19 protein-coding genes and 1 tRNA gene are annotated in these 19,871 nt (G+C 56.9%); 8 read left to right on the top strand and 12 right to left on the bottom strand.

The window, feature by feature from the left end:
- Nucleotides 1-71: 71 nt before the first annotated feature.
- The 7 genes from KL786_RS04125 to KL786_RS04095 form a co-directional block, all read right to left on the bottom strand.
- Nucleotides 72-1,067, bottom strand: a complete 996-nt coding sequence (locus KL786_RS04125; RefSeq protein ID WP_215516845.1) for a glutathione S-transferase family protein — start codon at nucleotides 1,065-1,067, stop codon at nucleotides 72-74.
- 88 nt (nucleotides 1,068-1,155) lie between these two features.
- Nucleotides 1,156-2,157 (bottom strand): glycosyl transferase family protein, encoded by a 1,002-nt coding sequence (locus KL786_RS04120; RefSeq protein ID WP_215516844.1) that lies wholly within the window; start codon nucleotides 2,155-2,157, stop codon nucleotides 1,156-1,158.
- Nucleotides 2,154-2,489 (bottom strand): TusE/DsrC/DsvC family sulfur relay protein, encoded by a 336-nt coding sequence (locus KL786_RS04115; protein WP_215516843.1) that lies wholly within the window; start codon nucleotides 2,487-2,489, stop codon nucleotides 2,154-2,156. The genes KL786_RS04120 and KL786_RS04115 overlap by 4 nt, the downstream gene beginning before the upstream one ends.
- Nucleotides 2,486-2,779, bottom strand: coding sequence for a sulfurtransferase complex subunit TusB (gene tusB, locus KL786_RS04110; protein WP_032857342.1), 294 nt, complete (start codon nucleotides 2,777-2,779; stop codon nucleotides 2,486-2,488). Before tusB ends, KL786_RS04115 begins: the two co-directional genes overlap by 4 nt.
- Complete coding sequence (gene tusC, locus KL786_RS04105; RefSeq protein WP_215516842.1) at nucleotides 2,779-3,129, bottom strand: sulfurtransferase complex subunit TusC; 351 nt, start codon at nucleotides 3,127-3,129, stop codon at nucleotides 2,779-2,781. Before tusC ends, tusB begins: the two co-directional genes overlap by 1 nt.
- A gap of 1 nt (nucleotide 3,130) precedes the next feature.
- Complete coding sequence (gene tusD, locus KL786_RS04100) at nucleotides 3,131-3,523, bottom strand: sulfurtransferase complex subunit TusD (protein WP_215516841.1); 393 nt, start codon at nucleotides 3,521-3,523, stop codon at nucleotides 3,131-3,133.
- Between the two features lie 87 nt (nucleotides 3,524-3,610).
- Nucleotides 3,611-4,282, bottom strand: a complete 672-nt coding sequence (locus tag KL786_RS04095; protein WP_029293588.1) for a Bax inhibitor-1/YccA family protein — start codon at nucleotides 4,280-4,282, stop codon at nucleotides 3,611-3,613.
- A 152-nt stretch (nucleotides 4,283-4,434) separates the two neighbouring features.
- On the opposite strand from KL786_RS04095, the gene KL786_RS04090 reads away from it, so the two are divergent.
- Nucleotides 4,435-4,525: transfer RNA gene (locus KL786_RS04090), tRNA-Ser, on the top strand.
- A gap of 463 nt (nucleotides 4,526-4,988) precedes the next feature.
- On the opposite strand, the gene KL786_RS04085 is transcribed toward KL786_RS04090, so the two are convergent.
- Nucleotides 4,989-5,990: a LysR family transcriptional regulator gene (locus KL786_RS04085; protein WP_215516840.1), complete on the bottom strand. Its 1,002-nt coding sequence runs from the start codon at nucleotides 5,988-5,990 to the stop codon at nucleotides 4,989-4,991.
- 82 nt (nucleotides 5,991-6,072) lie between these two features.
- On the opposite strand from KL786_RS04085, the gene KL786_RS04080 reads away from it, so the two are divergent.
- Nucleotides 6,073-7,398 (top strand): MFS transporter, encoded by a 1,326-nt coding sequence (locus KL786_RS04080; protein WP_154843156.1) that lies wholly within the window; start codon nucleotides 6,073-6,075, stop codon nucleotides 7,396-7,398.
- Nucleotides 7,399-7,430: 32 nt separating this feature from the next.
- A complete protein-coding gene (locus tag KL786_RS04075) occupies nucleotides 7,431-8,363 on the top strand; it encodes a carbon-nitrogen hydrolase family protein (protein ID WP_032857336.1) in 933 nt (310 codons plus the stop codon).
- On the opposite strand, the gene KL786_RS29425 is transcribed toward KL786_RS04075, so the two are convergent.
- Nucleotides 8,320-8,589, bottom strand: coding sequence for a BrxR family transcriptional regulator (locus tag KL786_RS29425; RefSeq protein WP_502937842.1), 270 nt, complete (start codon nucleotides 8,587-8,589; stop codon nucleotides 8,320-8,322). The genes KL786_RS04075 and KL786_RS29425 overlap by 44 nt on opposite strands.
- Nucleotides 8,590-8,739: 150 nt before the next feature.
- Here KL786_RS29425 and KL786_RS04070 point away from each other — a divergent pair, with 150 nt between their 5' ends.
- Nucleotides 8,740-9,993 carry a ferredoxin reductase family protein gene (locus KL786_RS04070; protein ID WP_215516839.1) on the top strand — a complete coding sequence of 418 codons (1,254 nt, stop codon included), beginning with the start codon at nucleotides 8,740-8,742 and terminating at the stop codon, nucleotides 9,991-9,993.
- 247 nt (nucleotides 9,994-10,240) lie between these two features.
- Here the strand turns inward: KL786_RS04070 and KL786_RS04065 are convergent, their stop codons facing one another.
- Together KL786_RS04065 and KL786_RS04060 are read right to left on the bottom strand one after the other, a co-directional pair.
- Entirely contained in the window at nucleotides 10,241-11,224 is a 984-nt protein-coding gene (locus KL786_RS04065) for a fimbrial protein (RefSeq protein WP_215516838.1), read from the bottom strand.
- 23 nt (nucleotides 11,225-11,247) lie between these two features.
- Nucleotides 11,248-11,856 carry a fimbrial biogenesis chaperone gene (locus KL786_RS04060; RefSeq protein WP_353844641.1) on the bottom strand — a complete coding sequence of 203 codons (609 nt, stop codon included), beginning with the start codon at nucleotides 11,854-11,856 and terminating at the stop codon, nucleotides 11,248-11,250.
- Nucleotides 11,857-12,280: 424 nt separating this feature from the next.
- Between KL786_RS04060 and KL786_RS29420 the strand changes: the two genes are divergently transcribed.
- The 4 genes from KL786_RS29420 to KL786_RS04045 all read left to right on the top strand — a co-directional run bounded on the left by KL786_RS29420 (nucleotide 12,281) and on the right by KL786_RS04045 (nucleotide 18,635).
- Nucleotides 12,281-12,622 carry a hypothetical protein gene (locus KL786_RS29420; RefSeq protein ID WP_252193591.1) on the top strand — a complete coding sequence of 114 codons (342 nt, stop codon included), beginning with the start codon at nucleotides 12,281-12,283 and terminating at the stop codon, nucleotides 12,620-12,622.
- Nucleotides 12,623-12,721: 99 nt separating this feature from the next.
- On the top strand, nucleotides 12,722-13,978 hold the full coding sequence (locus KL786_RS04055) for a TolC family protein (RefSeq protein ID WP_215516837.1): 1,257 nt from the start codon (nucleotides 12,722-12,724) through the stop codon (nucleotides 13,976-13,978).
- Nucleotides 13,975-15,459 carry an efflux RND transporter periplasmic adaptor subunit gene (locus KL786_RS04050; protein ID WP_215516836.1) on the top strand — a complete coding sequence of 495 codons (1,485 nt, stop codon included), beginning with the start codon at nucleotides 13,975-13,977 and terminating at the stop codon, nucleotides 15,457-15,459. Before KL786_RS04055 ends, KL786_RS04050 begins: the two co-directional genes overlap by 4 nt.
- Entirely contained in the window at nucleotides 15,456-18,635 is a 3,180-nt protein-coding gene (locus tag KL786_RS04045; RefSeq protein ID WP_215516835.1) for an efflux RND transporter permease subunit, read from the top strand. The genes KL786_RS04050 and KL786_RS04045 overlap by 4 nt, the downstream gene beginning before the upstream one ends.
- 190 nt (nucleotides 18,636-18,825) lie before the next feature.
- On the opposite strand, the gene KL786_RS29415 is transcribed toward KL786_RS04045, so the two are convergent.
- Nucleotides 18,826-19,871 (bottom strand): fimbrial protein (locus tag KL786_RS29415; RefSeq protein ID WP_252193590.1); only part of this gene is annotated, 1,046 nt, incomplete at its 5' end.

Below are 19,871 nucleotides of genomic sequence, written 5' to 3'. Positions count from 1 at the left end.
CGCATTCATCCAGGATGCCAGCGCTATCGTTGACGATCTTCGCGAGCAAGCTCGCTCCTACCGTTTTTGCTTCAGCTCCAGACGCCCTTGCTGCTCATCTTCTGTCGGTCATGTTTGCTATCAAACGCCTGCAACGGCCCCTTCGGTACAATCCCCGTCGGATTGATCGTCCGGTGGCTGGCATAGTAATGCCCCTTGATATGGGCAAAATCCACTGTCTCGGCCACGCCCGGCCATTGATACAGCTCGCGTAACCAATTCGACAGATTTGGATAATCCGCAATCCGCCGCAGGTTGCATTTGAAGTGGCTGTAATACACCGCATCAAACCGGATCAGCGTCGTAAACAGGCGTACATCAGCCTCGGTCAGGTATTCACCGGCCAGGTAGCGGTGACCACCCAAGTGCTGCTCCAGGTGATCCAGCTCGGCAAACACGTCATCAAAAGCACTTTCGTACGCCTGCTGTGAAGTGGCAAAGCCTGCGCGATATACGCCATTGTTTACGGCGGGATAGATCCGCTCGTTCCACGCGTCGATGATTGGACGCAGCGGTTCGGGGTAAAAGTCCAGGGTGTTGCCCGTCAGCTCGTTGAACGCGCTGTTGAACATGCGGATGATCTCCGCCGATTCATTACTGACGATGCGACTGAGCTTCTTGTCCCACAGCACGGGCACAGTGACGCGTCCGGTGTAATCGGTGGTGTCGGCGGTATAGCGCTGGTGCATGAAGGAAAAATCGTCGAGCTTGTCGCCAGTTGAGCCGTGGGCCTTGTCGAAGGTCCAGCCATTTTCCAGCATCAGCCAACTGACCACTGAAACGTCGATCAGGCTCTCCAGACCCTTGAGCTTGCGCAGGATCAGGGTGCGGTGCGCCCAGGGGCAGGCGAGGGAGACATAGAGGTGGTAGCGGCCGGCTTCGGCTTTGAAGCCGCTGTCGCCGCTTGGGCCAGCTTGGCCATCTGCGGTGACCCAGTGCCGGCGTTGCGCCTGTTCCCGTTGGAAGGCGCCATCTGCGCTACTTTCGTACCACTGGTCATGCCAGCGTCCTTCAATCAGCAAACCCATGACTGACTCCTTGGCTAGTAAGCGTTGGTGTGCAGTCTAATCGTCTGAGTTCGAAGAAATAGCGCAAAGGCTCGGGGTTAATGATCGATTAAATCGATTTGTCCCGCGCATCCCAATACTGCTGGGCCAGTTCAAAAGCCTGTTCCCGTGGGTGCCCAAGGCCGCGCAGGGCCAGGGCCATGGTGGCGATCAGCGCCAACTGTGGGTAGCTATCCTGCACCTCGCCGCGCCACAGGGCTTTCAAATGCTCAGGTTCGAGGCTGGCCGGCTTGACGTGGCGCTGAGCCGAGAGGGCTGGCCACTCTTCATCCCAACTTGCGCCGCCGGTGGTGCCATATAAATGGCTGGTGGTATCGGGGTTGATCTCGATCTCGCCGCCATCGCCCTTGATCACAATCGTGTTGTCGCCCAGCAAGCCACTGGCATCACGGTGTACGCCCTGGTAGCCGGGGTGGAAGATACTTTGCAAGCCGCAGCGTGCACCCAACGGGTTGAGGATGCGTGCCAGGGAATGGATAGGTGAACGCAGGCCGAGGATGTTGCGCAGGTCAATCATGCGTTGCAGTTGCGGGGCCCAGTCGCCCAGCGGCATAAACGCCAGGTTGCCTTGCGCAAAGGCTGTCTCGACCTGCTGCCAGCTGCGGCACAGTGGAATCTGCAACTCACCCAGCAATTGTTCGGTGTACAGGCGCCCGGCCGTGTGGGCGCCGCCGCCGTGCATGAAGATTCGCACACCGTTCTGCGCCAGGCACTTGGCGGCCAGCAGGTACCACGGCAGGTGGCGCTTTTTCCCCGCGTAGGTAGGCCAATCGATATCTACGTTCAGTGCTGGCGCGTTGAGGCGCTCACGCAGGGCTTCGGTGAAGCCAGCGAGCTCTTCCGGGCTTTCTTCCTTGTGGCGCAACAGCATCAGGAATGCGCCGAGCTGGGAGTCTTCGACCTTATCGTCGAGCAGCATGCCCATGGCTTCCCGCGCTTCTTCGCGCGTCAGGCTGCGGGCACCACGCTTGCCTTTGCCGAGGATGCGTACAAACGGCGCAAAGGGGTGTTCGGCGGGAGTTTCGGTGATCAGCGGGGCGAAGTCGGTCATAAGCAATTCGTCGGCCTGGGCAGGCCCGCCAGCTTGGCGGCAAGTTTGGCGGGAGTGCCTTTGAACAGTCGGTTGAGGTGCAGGCTGTTGCCCTTTTCCGGGCCCAGCTTCAAGGCGGTGTATTTGATCAGCGGGCGGGTGGCCGGTGACAACTGGAACTCCCGATAAAAGCCCCTGAGCAGCTCAAGGATCTCCCAGTGCTCGTCGGTCAACTCCAGTTCTTCGGCGCTTGCCAGGGCACTGGCCACTTCGGCAGACCAGGTGTTCAGGTCAACCAGGTAACCGTCCTTGTCCAGTTCAAGGGTGCGCGCGCCTACGGTCAGGGTGTTCATAGCCAGGTGTTGACCTTGTCATGGTCGATCGACAACTGCACAAAACCCGGGTAGTCGACACTTTTGGCCCAATCCGGCAACGACAGGCCACGGGCCTGGGCATCCTCAGCCAGCACGAAGACATCCAGGGCCTTGGCTTGCAAGGCCTGGAAGGGCGCGCTGCCGGCTTGCAGGGCATAGGTTGCATCACCGCACAGCAGGACTGCATCCTGCGCGCCACACAGGCGTAGGCAACTGCCCAGGCGGCTGTCGGTAAAAGGGGAGTGGGACAACACATGCAAGGTCGACATCAGAGGGTCATCACCTGATCGTAACGGTCAATCATCTGGGAAATCTGTTCGCTGCTCAGTGGCTGCGTGTTATCGGGGGTGCTCAGCCCACGTTCGGCCAAGCTGTGGCTGCAGGCGAACACCTCATCGATACCAAACAGCGAGAGTGCCTGCAGGTTGGCAGTCACGTCCTTCTGCTGAACGGCCTTGGCATCCTGCGCGGTTGCCAGTTGAAACACGCCGTCATCGAGAAACAGCAGCCCAATCGGCAAGTCGAATGCACCACCGGCCAGCACCACATCCAGCGCTTCTCGCGCACTGGGCCCGGACCACGGTGCCTGGCGGCTGATTACCAACAAGGATCTGGACATTTCATGGCCCTCCAAAGCAGATCAGACGGTCGGCGTCCTGGATTGCATCGTGCAACTGCCCAAGGCCCGACAGCGCCCAGGGCGCATCGATATTGACCGCGCTACGTTGATAGCGTGAGGCTTCCTCGTTATTCAACACCCCACGACGCAATGCTGCCGCAATGCACACCACACCATCAAGCTGATGCTCGCTGACGAAGGTGCGCCACTGTTGAGCGATATCCTGCTCATCCTGCGGTGTTACCACTGAATTGGATGCGCTGTAGACCCCATCCTGATAGAAAAACAGCCGCACAATCTCATGCCCGCCGGCCAGCGCAGCCTGGGCAAACTGCAGGGCACGGCGCGAGGAGGGCGCATGGGCGGCGGAAAAAAGCGCAATCGCGAACTTCATGGAACACTCTGTAGGCAAACTTGCGCCAATGATAAAGCCGCAGGCAACAAAAAGCCCGCCGAAGCGGGCTTTTTGATGAGGCTGGGATCAGTCGTCGCGGCTCATGATGCCGAAGATCTGCAACAGGCTGACAAACAGGTTGTAGATCGATACATACAGGCTGATGGTCGCCATGATGTAGTTACGCTCGCCGCCATGGATGATGGCGCTGGTCTGGAACAGAATGCAGACCGAGGAAAACAGCACAAAACCGGCGCTGATCGCCAACTGCAGGCCGCTGATCTGGAAGAACATGCTCGCCAGCACCGCCGCCAGCAACACGAAGAAGCCAGCCGTGATGAAGCCGCCGAGGAAGCTCATGTCCTTACGGGTGATCAGTACATAGGCCGACAAGCCACCAAACACCAGTGCCGTCATGGCAAACGCCGAGCTGACCACTTCCGCGCCGCCCTGCATACCCAGGTAACGGTTAAGGATCGGGCCCAGCAGGAACCCCATGAAACCGGTCAGGGCAAACGCCGACACCAGGCCCCAGGCCGAGTCGCGCAGCTTGTTGGTGAGGAAAAACAGGCCGTAGAAGCCGATCAATACCACAAAGATGTTCGGGTAGCCGACACGCATCTGTTGCGCCACATACGCCATCACGCCGCTAAATGCGAGGGTGAGGGCGAGCAAGCCGTATGTATTGCGCAGGACGCGGCTAACCTCTAGCTGCTCAGCCTGCACGTTGCTATTAACTGCGTAATCCTGTTCGCGCATGGCGACACTCCTTCAGTTTTGAAACGTTCAGTCGCAAAGATCATAACAGACGCTCTGTAACAAGCTATGCAGAGAGTTTGACAGTGTGTTTCATTCGGGTATTATGGCGCCCGCTGAGACAGGATGGGCTACTATAATCCTGTGTTGCACAAGGGAAATTGGCAGAGTGGTTGAATGCACCGGTCTTGAAAACCGGCGAACGTTAATAGCGTTCCCAGGGTTCGAATCCCTGGTTTCCCGCCAAGATTCATACGAAAGCCCCGCGATTGCGGGGCTTTTGTGTTTCTGGGGTTTGGCTGTGGCGGGCTTGTATTTGCTCGATGTTCCATAACTATTATGGAGCCGTTCCAGAACTTTTCTATTTTGACGGCTTCGCAGTGGCGCCGAGCCTTCTGCACTCCGTCCTTTCAGGTCGTTCAGCAGCAACTGTGCGGCGTTTACGCCCCAAAATAAGATGTTCACGCCGAATTGAATTCCACTGCAGTCCTTCCAAAGGGATGCGGTCGCCTGCCAATCTCTGCGTAAGCTTCTTCTCTGGTCATCGTCTTGCCTCCGTTGATTATCCGGATGACCCTGTCGCCAAGGTCATCGAGGAAATCTGTTGTCTTGCTCGGCAAACCTTGCGTGTCGAATCCCGATCACGGAAGCAGGCCGTATTGCGTTATCTCCCCCAGGCTTATTGCCGGGCTGTCGTCGTCTTGGTTAATTATGTCGATGATCTGCTGTTTTTTTCATTCGGCTCTTGCAACCGGTCACTGCCTCTCAGGTCGGTGTGTGAGCCGCGCTGCAGTTCCTGGGTGGTGTCGATAATGAAGCTACGTAGCCAGCGGTTGTGCGGATCGTCGTTGTGCTCCACATCCCAGACCATGAACACGCGAAAGGCCGGGACGAAAATCGGTACAGGGCTGACGGTCAAACGCGCAATCCGCGCATAGGATAGTGCCGCAAACGTGGGCAAGGTAGCGATCACATCGCTGTGCACCAGGGTCGCCAGGGCGCCACTGAAGTGGGTGAACGATGCCGATACCCGACGGGCGACACCTTCGCTTTCCAGCAGATCGTCAACGAACCCCCGGCGCCCGTCGAAGGAAATCCGCACATGTTCGTGCATGAGGTATTCATCGCGGGTGAGCGGGTTTTTTAGGTTTAGCCTGGGTCCGTCGTAGAGGCATGAGTAGGAAGAAGAAAACAGTACCTGTGAGCTGTAATGCGAAGTCAGTTCCTTGGGTTCGGAGCACAGGACCAGGTCGATATCCGGGTCGGCCAACGAGCTTTTCCACAGCGAACTGTTGCTCTGGTGAAAGGCAAATTTCACCGAAAGCCCGCGTGCTTTTGCTTCGTTGACCAGCCGTGGCGATACATAGCTTTCGATGTCATCCGACAGCGCAATGTTGAACACCCGCGTGGACGATTCGGCGGAAAACTGCGGGCGTTTGTCGACGATGGAGGCCACTGCGGTGAGGGCCTCAGTGACTTTCGGCGCAATCTCCAGCGCCCGTCGGGTTGGCATCATGCCGGCGCTGGTACGGATGAACAGCTCGTCGTGAAACTGTTCGCGCAGGCGCTTGAGCGAAGAGCTGACCGCCCCTTGCGTGACATGCAGCACCGCTGCTGCACGGGTCACGCTGCGCTCGTTCATCAGGCACTGAAAAACGATGAGCAGGTTGAGGTCGATCCTGCTGATATTAGCAACGCTAATTATGGTCATCTATTGTATTCGTTTGTTTAATTTGACTCGACATTCTTATTCTCGGCCCTACGCAAACACAACAATAATCAGGTGGCCGGGGATGCAAGATTCAATAGTGCAATCGCAACAGGGTGAGCACGCGGTCTCATCAAACGACGCAGCAGAGTTGCGCAAACGGGCCATTGCCGTCGGCATTGGCAACTTCATGGAATGGTTCGACTTTGCCATCTACGGCTACTTCGCCGCGGTGATCGGGCAACTGTTCTTTCCTTCCACCGCGCCCGGCGTTTCGCTGCTGTCGTCGTTGGCGGTGTTTGCCGTAGGCTTCCTGTCACGGCCCTTGGGCGCTGTGGTACTGGGCCCGATTGGCGACAAGCTGGGGCGGCGCGCCGTGCTGATCATCACCGTGTTCGGCATGGGCCTGGCCACCACCCTGATCGGATTGTTGCCCGGCTACGCCGCCATCGGCATCGCTGCACCGATCCTATTGGTTGCTCTGCGTTTTCTGCAGGGCATGATGGTGGGTGGAGAGTGGTCCAGCGCCGGCATCTACATTGTCGAAAGCGCCCCCGCCAACCGCCGGGCAACCGCAGCCAGCGTGATCACCGGCACCGCAGGCGCGGCATTCCTGTGTGGTACGGCCATCGCCGCCATCATCACCGCGACCCTGTCGGACGCAGACCTCATGGCCTGGGGCTGGCGCGTACCGTTTGTAGCCTCGATCATCATGGCCGGTGTGGCCATGTACATTCGCCGCAAACTGGGTGACACCCCGGTCTACGAGGCGCTGCAACACAAGCGTGCCACTGGTGCCGTGGAGCAGGTGTCGCGTGGGGCCAAGCAGCGAGCCTTCGTGGTCTCGTTTGCCTTCTCCGCCCTGTTCGGTGTGTCGCTGTACTACTTCATCACCTACGCCAACACCCACCTGACCCAGACCGTGGGCCTGAGCAAATCGACTGCGTTGGTGCTGTGCAGCCTGGCCCTGGTGCTCTACACCCTGTTCAACCCGCTGGTAGGTCGCCTGAGCGATCGCTTCGGCCGTCGTCCGTTTGTACTGACTGCCGCCGCCGGCCTGACCCTGTTGGCGTACCCGGTGTTCCTGTTGATGAACACCGGCAGCTTCGCCGCGATTCTGCTGGGTCTGGTGATCATGGCGGCGCTGGTGGCAATCACCGCAGTGATGGATGTGGTGCTGCTGGTTGAAGTGTTCCCGGCCTCGATCCGTTCGACCGGTGCTGCTGTTGGCCACAACGTCGCCTTGGCGCTGCTGGCAGGCCCCGGACCGTTCATTGCCGTGGCACTGATCCAGGCCACTCATAACCCGAACATTCCTGCAGCCTACCTGGCAGCGGTGTCGCTGATCTGCTTCATCGTGCTCTGGTTCCTCCTCCCGGAAACCAAAGACCGCGATATCACCCACGGTTAATGCCGATCCACACATTCATCAAGGGAAGACTCATGATCAAGGTTGCTGTTGTTCAAGCTTCATCCATTCCGTTCGAGCCGCAACTGAGTGCTGAAAAGGCCGTCGGGTTGATTCGTGACGCCGCAGAGCGTGGTAGTGAACTTGCCGTATTCCCCGAGGCGTTTCTCGGTGGTTACCCCAAAGGTGCAGCGTTTGGCACCGTCGTCGGCAGCCGTAATGATATCGGCCGCGCGCAGTACTTGCGGTATGTGCAAGGCGCCGTCAGCCTCGACGGTCCGGAGCTGGCCAAGATCTGTGAAGTGGTCAATGAAACCGGCGTCCATGTCGTCATGGGCATCATCGAACGCCTGGGTCGGACCCTGTACTGCACCGCCGTGACCTTGGCGCCGGGCAAGGGCGTTGCAGGCTATCACCGTAAACTCATGCCGACCGGGCAGGAACGCATCATCTGGGGTTTCGGCGACGGCTCAAGCATCGCCCCGGTAGATACCCCGTTCGGCCGAATCGGCACGGTTATCTGCTGGGAAAACTACATGCCGGCATTGCGCCAGGCGATGTATGCCCAGGGTACTGAAATCTACTGTGCGCCGACTGCCGATGACCGTCCCACCTGGGCTGCGTCCATGGTCCATATCGCACTGGAAGGGCGGGTGCCGGTGCTCTCCGCTTGCCAGGCGATCACCCTCGGCGAGTACCCGGCAGCCTACCGGGAAGACTTCAGCCTGGAGGCCGCAGAAGGGGACTACATCATGCACGGCGGCAGCATGATCGTCAGTGCTACCGGTCAGGTGCTGGCCGGGCCGGTGTTTGATCAGGAGACGATTCTGTATGCAGAGATCGATTTGACTGTGGGGCAGGCCAGTAACCTCGACTTCGACGTGTGCGGGCATTACGCCCGGCCGGATGTGTTCACCCTGAAGGTCAATACGGCGGCGATGAAACCGGTGGTGTTTGACGGAGACTGACACCTTCTGTTGTAGGGGGCAGCCTTGCTGGCGATACCCGGCAAAGCCGGGCCAGGGGCACTACATACTTGACGAACGCCCGGCGACTGGGCATCTCCAGCTGTCCACCAACCATACCGAAGTCAGTCTGGATGATCGCCTTCTGTGCGGCATCCAGGTGAGGGTCGGGCTGCTGCGTGCAAATGAGGGGTTGGTGTTCGGTCGGCAGGACGCCGGGGCGACTCACCGTGCAGGTCTGGGATGATTAAGATGTTCTCCATAGGTATGACTTGGGTCATGCCCCGATTTTGGCAGTCTGCTAGCGTGTCCAGCCGCTGACACGCTCAAGGAGGATCAGGTTCAGCCTACAACCATGTTGATGACTGGAGCATTCACGGTGAAGAGCTGGCACTGCATAATTGGTATCTTGGTAGTTACTACACTAACGTTGTTGATTGAAATACCTATTGATACTTGGCTTACATCGGCAACTCTCAGCCTGATACTCGGAACTTGCGCACTGGTCTTTATGGCTGCTTCCTGCCTGCTGGCCAGTCGCTGGGGTGTAATTGAGAATCTATTCGGCGGCCTAGACCGGGTCTATGAGTCGCACAAGTGGCTAGGCATCTGGGCTCTCGTATTTGCCACTTATCACTTTGTATTCAAGGCAAACCTGGATGTTTGGAACAGCGTTCCTATCCTGGAGCTACCCAAATATTGGACACGACTAGTGCGCCAGTTGAGCTATGTAGCTTTAGGCTTCATCGTATTACTTGCGCTGAACCGCAATATTCCTTACAGCGTATGGCGGTGGTGGCACAAGCTCTCCGGACCATTGTTTCTTGTCGTGATCTTGCATTGGCTTAGCTTCAAATCACCGATCACGTTGTTCAGCCCTTCAGGTATCTGGTTGGCGCTGTCCTGTGGGTTGGGTGTGTCAGCGGCCCTCTACAAACTGATTTTTTACCCATTTCTCGCACGTGCTGGCGAGTACAAGGTGACAGCAGTCAATAGGGGAAACAGGGCACTGCATTTGACGCTGGAACCAACCCATAATGGGTTTGACTTCAGCGCTGGGCAGTTTGCTTTTCTGGCAATGCGGCAAAAAGGTTTGCGTGAGCCTCACCCTTTCACGATAGCGAGTGCTGGCGGTCCAAATGGGCAGGTTGAGTTCATAATCAGAGGGCTTGGGGATTACACCAAAAAGCTATGCGAGTGCGCGAAAGCCGGAATGCTGGCCACTATCTACGCCCCTTATGGGCGATTTAAACGGGTTTCTCAGGCCGAGCGGGAAATCTGGATCGGCGCCGGTGTGGGGATTTCACCCTTCATTTCCTGGTTGCAAGATCCGAATGGCAAAGACTTCAACAAGGCAACCCTGGTCTATTGCTTCACCCCCTCACGCGTGTTTCCTCCTTCCGAAGAGTTGGAAAGCATGACCGCAATGCGTGGCGTGCAATTTGTTCGTAATACAGGCGGCACTGAGCAGTTGGCTGAAACCTTGCGTGAGGCAGCAGCTCAAACCGAGCCGCACAAGATTCAAGTAAGCTTTTGCGGTCCAAAAGGCCTACTCGCCAAGGTGTATGAGCTTATGGAAATCAATCGGATTCCGAAGGCTAATCTTCAATTCGAACTTTTCGAGTTCCGTTGATTCGGTAGGATGTCTAATGCAGCTCACGCTACTTGGCTTTTGCAATCGTCCGCCAGTGCTAGAGTCCCGCCAAACGAAAGAGGGAACGACATGCGGACTTTGATGGCGGCGGTAATGATGTTTGAAGCCAAATCACCGCTTCCGTCTTCGCTCTACACGCATCTTGCGGTGATGTAGTTCCGGCATCGTGTCCGCACCCTATTTGTTCCTCAAGTTGCCCGTGGCATAAGAGGATCCTTAAAAACGTCTACTTGTAATACATATCCACCACCACTGCGGCGTCGAATACACCTGGGATCGGCTGTGTGCGCCATTTCAGGTCCGCACGAAATTCATTGTGACTCTGACCTTGCCCCATCAATGCCTGCAGCGTGAACCAGTCGTTGAAAGGCAGTGGCTGTTGGCTATCGACACGAGATAGCGAGATTCCCACTGACTTGTTGTTACCTGGCACCAGCAACCCATTGATCACACCGCCACCGCCTGGTGTGGTGGCGAAGCGCGCACTGACGGTATAAGGCGTGTAGCAGCCTTTGCGCAGGTTCAAGCTGAAGTTCGCGCTGCTGGCGACTTCTCCAATCGATGCTTTATGCGACGGGTTGGGGAAATTGACCACACTGGGGCTGATGGTCAGATCGGGGGCGCACGGCACGAAGCGGATATCGTTCATGCCGGTGACCACATAGTTGAGGTTACTGTTGGGGCGGGGGTTGAGCCCGCCCTTGCCGTCCAGTTGGAATACACGGTACGAGGCCAACTGGCTGGCCTGGCCGTTTGGCGGCGTGGTGCCATATTTCTCGATGAACACGCTGAAATTGAGGGTGAAGCGTGCCTTGTCCCAGCCTTGGCAGTTGGCCCAGTTGCAACCGTGGTCGGAAAAGAATCCGGTAGCGACCGCCCCGGTGCTTTGGGTAATCAACTGGTTGTTATAGCGGATTCCCAAGCGGATACCCGTACCGATGTTGGCTTTGGCTGGATTGACGTAGAAATACACGCCTTCGCGGCCTGCTTCGTAGTCTTGCTTGCAGAGAATCTGGACGGAGCGTGGGCCGGACTCCCAGATGATAGTGCCGTCGGGTGCATCGGCTGAGATCGCCAGCGCCGTGCCCAGCGCTTCTCGGGTGATAGCCGAGTTGGTTCCGTCTTCAACACAGGCCAAGGCGTGGCTGGTAGCAGGCAATACCGCGCCGGCCCACAACAGTAGTGGTAGAAAACGTTTGGTCAGTGGCATAGGTGAAAATACTCCGTGATCGATCACTTGACGACCGCGCTGTGGTGGGACTGCAAGCCGATATCGTTGATTTCGGTGAAGTGGAGGGTGGCGCCTTTCGGCAAGGTGCCTTGGGCGCTTAGGGTTTTGCTCTCATAGGGTTTGAGCAGCAGATAATCGCTGAGGGCGTAGCTGGCGGTTTGCAGGTTCATCAGCGAAAGGTGGAATGCGCTGGGGTTGCTGACCGTTAGGGTGCGTCCGTCGTCGCTGCGCCAGACCAACTGCTGCACCGCTTCGGCCAAGTCACCCTTGAGCCTGGGCGGTCGATAAAACAGCTTGAGTCGTTGGCGTATCGCAAACTGCACGCTGTTGGGACCTTCCGGCATGAGTGGGATTTCCATGACGTTGAGCCAGAACAGCGATTCGCGATCTATGGGCAAGCCTTCACCGGCATACAGGATGCGCAGTCGGTGATGCTCCCCGGCAGCCAGTTGCACTAGCGGTTCGGTGACGGCAAAGGGAACATCGTCGTCTGCGGCTTCGTCCTCGCTGGTGATCCAGGTTTGCACCAGCATTTTCTGTGGCGCCTGGTTGACCACGCCGATGCTGACCTCCCGGTCATGACCGAAGTAGATCAGACGTGTGCCTTGGATTTTCAGTGCGGCGTGGGTTGACGGTGCGAGGGCCAGCAGTGCACAGGCGATCAGTAAGATTCTGAGGAAGGGCGGTAAGGAAATTATCGTACGGGTAGGCGCGACCTTAGTGGCTGCTGGCTTGCATTTTACTTAACTCTTTGAAATTAGTTAAGTTTTTGTCCGGTATCTGACTCGTAAGCAGCGCACTTTAGTGGCCACTTTGCATCGTGAACATAAGGTATTTCTGAGTTTTCTTGCGGTGGATGCCATCACTCATTGGTCAAATGCCGGTAAGACCAGGCAGAAACTGGCCAGTCGCCTTTAATCTGAATGCTGCGCAAATCATAAGTTAGTGATAATGCTGGCTTAATTCAGATACGGTGATATCGCATGAACATGCATTCAATTGTAAGAGCCATTTTCAGCGACTACACTCCGGCCCATGAAACGCTATCTGCGGTTTTGCCTCATCTTTTTTGTCAGCTTGGCGCTTCCCCTCAGCGGGATGGCGGGTGTTCAGGCACCAACAGAACCTTGCCCAATGAAGACGATGGGCATGGCTATGATGGACGACATGGGGATGGACTGCTGCAACGATATGAAAAGCCCTTCCGAGCACGGTAAGCCTTGCAAACCGGGCCAGGAATGCAAGACGGGCGGGATGTTGCAAGTCTCGGTCTTCAAGCCTCCCGTAACGTTGTTCAGCCCAGTAGCAATTTCCGTTTTCAGCGATTCCCTACCTATACAGACCCTATCCGGGGTATGGCGACCGCCCCGCGTTTGATTCCTGTCCCACATTGAGCCTCATTCTGCATTAGCGGGATGGACTAGCTGTGCGCATGTCTTTTGGCGCGTGCAGTGGATGATTACAGGAATCGTAAACATGAACTCCAAGTGCAATTGCACAGGCTGGTCTCTCGTGGCCGGCCTAGCGGCAAGCGTGCTGGCATTGCCGAGTTTCGCTGCCGCATTGACGCTCGATGAAGCGTTGCGGCTGGCAGAAAACAATGCGCCGTCGCTGACCGCACAAGACGCAAAAATTCAGGCTGCCAGCAGTGCAGCCATCCCTGCTGGTGAATTACCTGATCCCAAGCTCCTGGTGGGCGTGCAGAACTACCCCATCGGCGGCCCGGATCGTTGGCGTATCGACCAGGACTTCATGACCATGCAGATGGTCGGGGTCAGGCAGGAGGTGCCCAATAGCGACAAGCGCAAAGCGCGTATCGAAGTCGCCGATGCAGCTATTGATCGTGCCTCTGCGCAGCGTCGAGTCGAACGTCTGAAGGTGCGCCAGTCCACGGCATTGGCCTGGATCAGCAGCTACTCGGTTGAGCGCAAGGATGTGCTGTTCCAGGACTTCTACAAAGAAAACCGCCTGCTGAGCGATACCGTCCGGGCCCAAATTGCCGGTGGCCGCGCTCAACCCGCCGATGCGGTGACACCCAGGCAAGAAGCCGCTCAACTGGCGGAGCAACAGGACGATCTGACTCTCCAGAGAGCACAGGCGCGAGCAGCCCTCAAACGCTGGATTGGCTCCGCCGCCAACGACAAGCCTGTGGGTCGTATGCCTGAATGGCCCGTAGATACCTCAGGCTACTCCCATAAGTTGCAACACCACCCCGAGTTGGCAGCGTTTGCACCGATGACCCGCGAGGCGCAAGCCAAAGTTCGTGAAGCCGAAGCGCAAAAGCAGTCGGACTGGAGTTGGGAGCTTGATTATCAGCATCGTGACCGTCAGTTCGGCGACATGGTCAGTGTTCAACTTTCCTGGGATCTGCCGCTATTTCCCGACTCTCGCCAAAACCCCAGGATTGCAGCCAAGCAGGCTGAACTCAACCAGTTGGAGGCCGAGCGCGAAGCGCTGTCACGCGAGCATACCCAGCAACTGGAAAATGAACTGGCTGACTATGAGCGTCTGAATCGTGCCGTGCGCAGAAATCAGGACAGCCTGTTGCCTCTGGCCAAGGAAAAGGTCGAACTCAGCATGGCCAGTTACCGTGCAGGCAAGGGTGATTTAAACGCGGTGATTGCCGCCCGACGTGAACTCATTGAAGCCCGTCTCAAACAGATCGACGTGGAAGAGCAGCGAGCACTGACCAGTGCGCGTCTGTATTTTGCGTATGGGGAGTCCAGCCAATGATCCTTAAGAAATGGAGCGGGGCATTACTGGTAGGCGTCTCGCTGGCATTCGGTGTTGCCGGTGGTTATTGGTTCGCACATCAACGCGTGAACGGAGTTCCTGGTGTCAGCTCGGAGCAGAGTCCCAACTCCCCAGAGGAACGCAAGGCTCTGTATTGGTACGATCCCATGTATCCGCAGCAAAAGTTCGATAAGCCGGGCAAATCCCCTTTCATGGACATGCAACTGGTTCCTCGGTACGTCGGGGGCGCAGGAGATCGTGCGAGCGTCAGTATCGATCCGAGCCTGACTCAGAATCTCGGTCTGCGTTTTGCGACAGTCACCCGTGGAATCTTTAATTCCAGTCTCGACGTCACAGGAGTCTTGGGATTCAACGAGCGTGATGTCGCTGTGATTCAGGCCCGCACCACTGGTTTTGTGGAGCGGGTCTATGCCCATGCTCCCGGCGATGTACTCAAAGCCAATGCGGCGTTGGCGGATATCCTGGTGCCCGAGTGGGCAGCCGCCCAGACAGAGTTCCTTGCCCTGAAGCGCAACGGTGATGCTGGCTTGTTGGCTGCCGCCCGCCAACGACTGCAGCTCACAGGGATGCCGGCAACACTGATCACTCAGTTAGAGCGTGGCGGTAAGGTTCAGCCCTACCTGACACTCACCAGCCCTATTGGCGGTGTGCTGCAAGAGTTGAATGTACGTTCGGGTATGACCGTGGCGACTGGCGACACTCTGGCGCGCGTCAATGGCTTGAGCAGTATCTGGCTAGCCGTGGCCGTTCCAGAATCGGATTCCGGAGCTATCACCGTGGGGCAGGCGGTCGAAGCGCGACTGCCGGCCTTCCCAGGAACAACACTCAGTGGCAAGGTCAGCGCGATTTTGCCCGAGACCAATCCGGACAGCCGCACACTTCGGGTACGTGTCGAGTTACCCAATCCGGGCGAGCGCCTCAGGCCGGGTTTGACGGTGCAGGTACGCCTGAATCGTTCGACCGAGCAAAGTGTATTGTGGGTGCCGAGTGAGGCGGTGATTCGCACTGGCCGACGAGCCCTGGTGATGCTCGCCGAAGACGCTGGTCGCTACCGTCCAGTGGAGGTGCACCTCGGGCAGGAAAGCGATGGCAAAACGGCGATAGTGAAAGGTCTGGAAGCAGGCCAGAAGGTGGTTACGTCTGGCCAGTTCCTGCTCGACTCGGAGGCCAGTCTCAAGGGCATTGTTGCTCGCACGGAGGAAGAGTCGCCACCCAGTGAAACAGCCTCCAGCTTTCATGAGGCGGATGGGCAGATCGTTGAAATCAACGACAAAGACGTCACGCTCGCCCACGGCCCTTTCAAGACGCTGGGTATGCCTGGCATGACGATGACGTTCCCACTCGCTAGTCCGGCGCTGATGCAGGGCCTCAAAGCGGGTGACAAGGTTCGAATCGCGTTGAGCCAGATCGACGATGGCTTGCGTGTTGAGCGCCTGGATAAATCGGGGAGCCAGCCATGATTGCTGCCCTGATTCGTTGGTCAGTGGCCAACCGATTCCTAGTGCTACTGGCGACACTGTTTGTCACCGCTTGGGGCGTCTGGTCGGTGCAAAGCACGCCCATTGATGCGTTGCCAGATCTCTCCGATGTACAGGTGATTATCCGCACCCCTTATGCAGGACAAGCGCCGCAGATCGTCGAGAACCAGGTCACCTATCCGTTGGCCACCACCATGCTCTCGGTGCCGGGGGCCAAGACCGTGCGTGGTTATTCTTTCTTTGGCGATAGTTTTGTCTACGTGCTGTTCGAAGACGGCACTGACTTGTATTGGGCTCGCTCGCGGGTGTTGGAGTACCTGAGTCAGATACAAAGCCGCTTGCCGGCCAGCGCCAAGCCGGCGTTGGGGCCAGATGCGACGGGGGTGGGTTGGATCTATCAGTACGCACTGGTGGATCGCAGTGGCGGGCACGATTTGGCACAGCTTCGCGCTCTTCAGGACTGGTTCCTCAAGTTTGAACTCAAGACCCTGCCGAACGTTGCGGAAGTAGCCACCGTGGGTGGCATGGTCAAGCAGTATCAAGTGCAGCTCGATCCGCTGAAATTGGCCAGCTTCGGCATCACTCAGGCTGAGGTGACCGACGCCATCGGCAAGGCCAATCAGGAAACCGGTGGTGCCGTGCTGGAGATGGCGGAGACCGAGTTCATCGTGCGCGCCTCGGGCTATCTGAAGACGCTCAATGACTTCCGGGCGATCCCGCTTAAGTTGGGTGCGGGTGGTGTACCAATGACCCTTGGCGATGTCGCAACGATCCAGTTGGGGCCGGAAATGCGGCGGGGCATTATCGAACTTGACGGCGAAGGAGAGACCGTCGGTGGCGTGGTGATTTTGCGCAGTGGCAAGAATGCTCGCGAGACCATTGCGGCAGTCAAGGCCAAGCTCGACGAACTGAAAAGCAGCCTGCCGTCCGGGGTGGAAATCGTTACCACCTACGACCGCAGCAAGCTGATCGACCGCGCTGTTGAAAACCTCAGCCACAAGCTGATCGAAGAGTTCATTGTCGTCGCGTTAGTCTGTGGAATCTTCCTCTGGCACCTGCGCTCATCCCTGGTGGCGATCATCTCGCTGCCTGTTGGTGTGTTGATTGCCTTTATCGTCATGCGCTACCAAGGCATCAACGCCAACATCATGTCCTTGGGCGGGATTGCCATTGCCATTGGCGCCATGGTCGATGCCGCTGTGGTGATGATCGAGAACGCTCACAAGAAAATTGAGGCATGGCACGTGGCCAATCCGGGGGAAGAGCTGAAGGGCGAGCGTCATTGGCATGTAATGACCGAAGCGGCGGCAGAGGTGGGCCCCGCGCTGTTCTTCTGTTTGTTGATTATCACCCTGTCGTTTATTCCGGTGTTCACGCTGGAAGCTCAGGAGGGACGGTTGTTCGGCCCTTTGGCTTTCACCAAGACCTACGCCATGGCGGCAGCGGCGGGATTGTCAGTGACCTTGGTGCCAGTGCTGATGGGCTACTGGATTCGAGGACGAATTCCCAGTGAACATCAGAACCCGTTGAACCGGTGGTTGATTCGGATCTATCAGCCAGCCCTGGACGCAGTCTTGTGTCGACCAAAGATCACGCTGCTGGTGGCGCTATTGGTTGTTGTCAGTACGCTATGGCCAATGTCGCGCTTGGGTGGCGAGTTTCTCCCCCCGTTGGATGAGGGTGACCTGCTCTATATGCCTTCAGCTCTGCCGGGATTGTCGGCGCAGAAAGCGGCACAACTGCTGCAACAGACTGACCGTCTGATCAAAACCGTGCCTGAAGTTGAACACGTCTTCGGTAAAGCGGGGCGCGCTGAAACCGCCACCGACCCTGCACCGCTGGAGATGTTCGAAACCACCATTCAATTCAAGCCGCACGAGCAATGGCGTCCAGGCATGACCCAGGAAAAGTTGGTGGAAGAGCTGGATCGAGTGGTACGAGTTCCTGGGCTGACGAATATCTGGATCCCCCCGATTCGCAATCGTATCGACATGCTGGCTACGGGTATCAAGAGTCCAATTGGGGTGAAAGTTGCCGGCACCAACCTGACGGAGATCGATGCAGTGACTCAGGCGGTCGAGCGGGTAGCCAAGGATGTGCCAGGGGTCAGTTCGGCTCTGGCTGAACGACTGACCGGTGGCCGCTATATCGACGTGGATATCGACCGCAAGGCCGCCGCCCGCTACGGACTGAATATCGCCGATGTGCAGTCCATTGTGGCCGGCGCTATCGGCGGTGAAAACGTCGGAGAGACCATTGAAGGGCTTGCACGCTTCCCGATCAACGTCCGTTACCCCCGTGAGTGGCGTGACTCGCTCGGCGCCCTGGCGCAGTTGCCAATCTACACCCCGCTAGGCAGCCAAATCACACTTGGCACGGTGGCGAAGATCAAGGTCAGCGACGGGCCGCCGATGCTCAAGAGCGAAAACGCAAGGCCTTCAGGCTGGGTGTATATCGACGTGCGGGGACGGGACATTGCCTCGGTTGTCGCCGACCTGCGTCGGGTCATCAATGAACAGGTCAAGCTGCAGCCAGGCATGAGCCTGAGCTACTCGGGACAGTTCGAGTTTCTCGAAAGGGCCAACGCACGCCTCAAACTGGTAGTACCTGCCACGCTGTTGATCATCTTCGTTCTGCTCTACCTGACTTTCGCCCGCTTCGATGAGGCGCTATTGATCATGGCCACTCTGCCATTTGCACTGAGCGGTGGAGCATGGTTCCTCTATCTCTTGGGGTTCAACCTGTCGGTCGCCACCGGAGTCGGCTTTATCGCCTTGGCTGGGGTTTCTGCCGAGTTCGGCGTGATCATGCTGCTCTACCTGAAGAACGCTTGGGCCGAACGTGAAAACGTCGGCGACAGCACTGAGCGCGGATTGATTGCGGCGATTCGTGAAGGTGCTGTGCAGCGAGTTCGACCTAAGGCCATGACCGTGGCCGTCATTATTGCGGGCTTGTTACCCATCTTGTTGGGCAGTGGGACTGGTAGCGAAGTGATGAGCCGCATTGCCGCGCCCATGGTTGGCGGCATGGTCACAGCGCCCTTGCTTTCACTTTTTGTGATTCCGGCAGCCTATCGCTTGATGCGTCGCCGGCACCTCTTAGTCGAACCCACCAAATCTGAAGGTAGCAGAGCCACGACTGTGTCTATTAAAAAATAAATACCTGCGGTGGAAGTGTCCGGCACGCTTTGTCGTACCAGAGGGTGCTGGATCAGATTAATGGACGGTGGGCAAGGGGAGGGAGTCGCTGTTTAAAATTACGGTGGGCAGCCAGCGTACTCAAAATAGAAAAACTTCTTGCTGATGCCCATCGCTTTAGAAAAGCACGACTCCGCGTTCTAGTTGCACTTTATAAGTAGCTGATTGAAAAGGTAACTTCAGTATTGGCCGATCCCGAAACGAGCTGTTGGTTTTGTAGTCGTACATAGGCAGCTGTTAAGGGTATAGAGAAATTTCCTCCAGCTGTATTGTAATCAGAAAACGTGTAAGAGCGATTCAGTTCTATCGGAAGTCCGTTGTCATTCATAAGTTTCAGACCAACACCATTGGCTGTAGAATTGGCACTCATTGAAACTACCCCTCCTGTTTTATCAATGATAGGGGTCGTGGCGATTAAGGTATAAATTACTTTTTTGATACCCTTCGGGCAATTCAGAAGTCCAATTTTGTAGTCGATAGGAAGGGTCTGTCCATTGCTATGAAAGTCACCAGGGGTGTATTCACCCATTGGCACCGAGATATTGGGTGTTACACATGATAGTGCTTCCTGGGGAACTTCTTTTGACATGGCAACATTGATAAGGGCCATCTGGTTGGCCTTGATAGTTCCCCAGATACCTGCGGGCAGCTTCGTTTTTCCAGTAATGTTGCCCGTTTTAATTATTTCCAATTTGAATGTGCTAACGTTGCTGGACCAGCTGTACCAAAGGTTAACAGGGCCTAGGGGTGGCAAAATTTTACCTGGTGGTACTGAAGGGATTTTTCCCGCGATTAGGCTGCCGTTAGAAGCGGAAATTTGCCAAGAGAGGCCAGTATCTTTGATGGGGAATAGATAGCCTCCCGTCGGTTGTTCGCCGACCGCAAGGTTCGATTTTATACCGAAGGCAGCAGGTGTTTCGCATCTAAAGGTTGCACTAACGTTACCTTGGGTTTCTTCATAAATTACCGTTCCTGAGGGTGTGTCCGCAGGTATGCTTAGAGATGCCGGGCCATGAAAGTTTAAAGTGCTAGTCCCTGAGGTCCAGGCTTCTTTGCAATCACCTATCGACCAAGCCGCCAATGCGCCGGGAATATAAGCCGCTGACATAACGACAAGTAAAAACTTTAGCGAAAAGCTGCTTGCTGCTTGCTGCTTGCTGCTTGCTGCTTGCTGCTTGCTGCTTGCTGCTTGCTGCT

This window comes from Pseudomonas sp. TAE6080 (assembly GCF_018732265.1).
GTDB lineage: Bacteria > Pseudomonadota > Gammaproteobacteria > Pseudomonadales > Pseudomonadaceae > Aquipseudomonas > Aquipseudomonas brenneri.
This window is presented reverse-complemented; position numbering and strand designations above follow the sequence as displayed.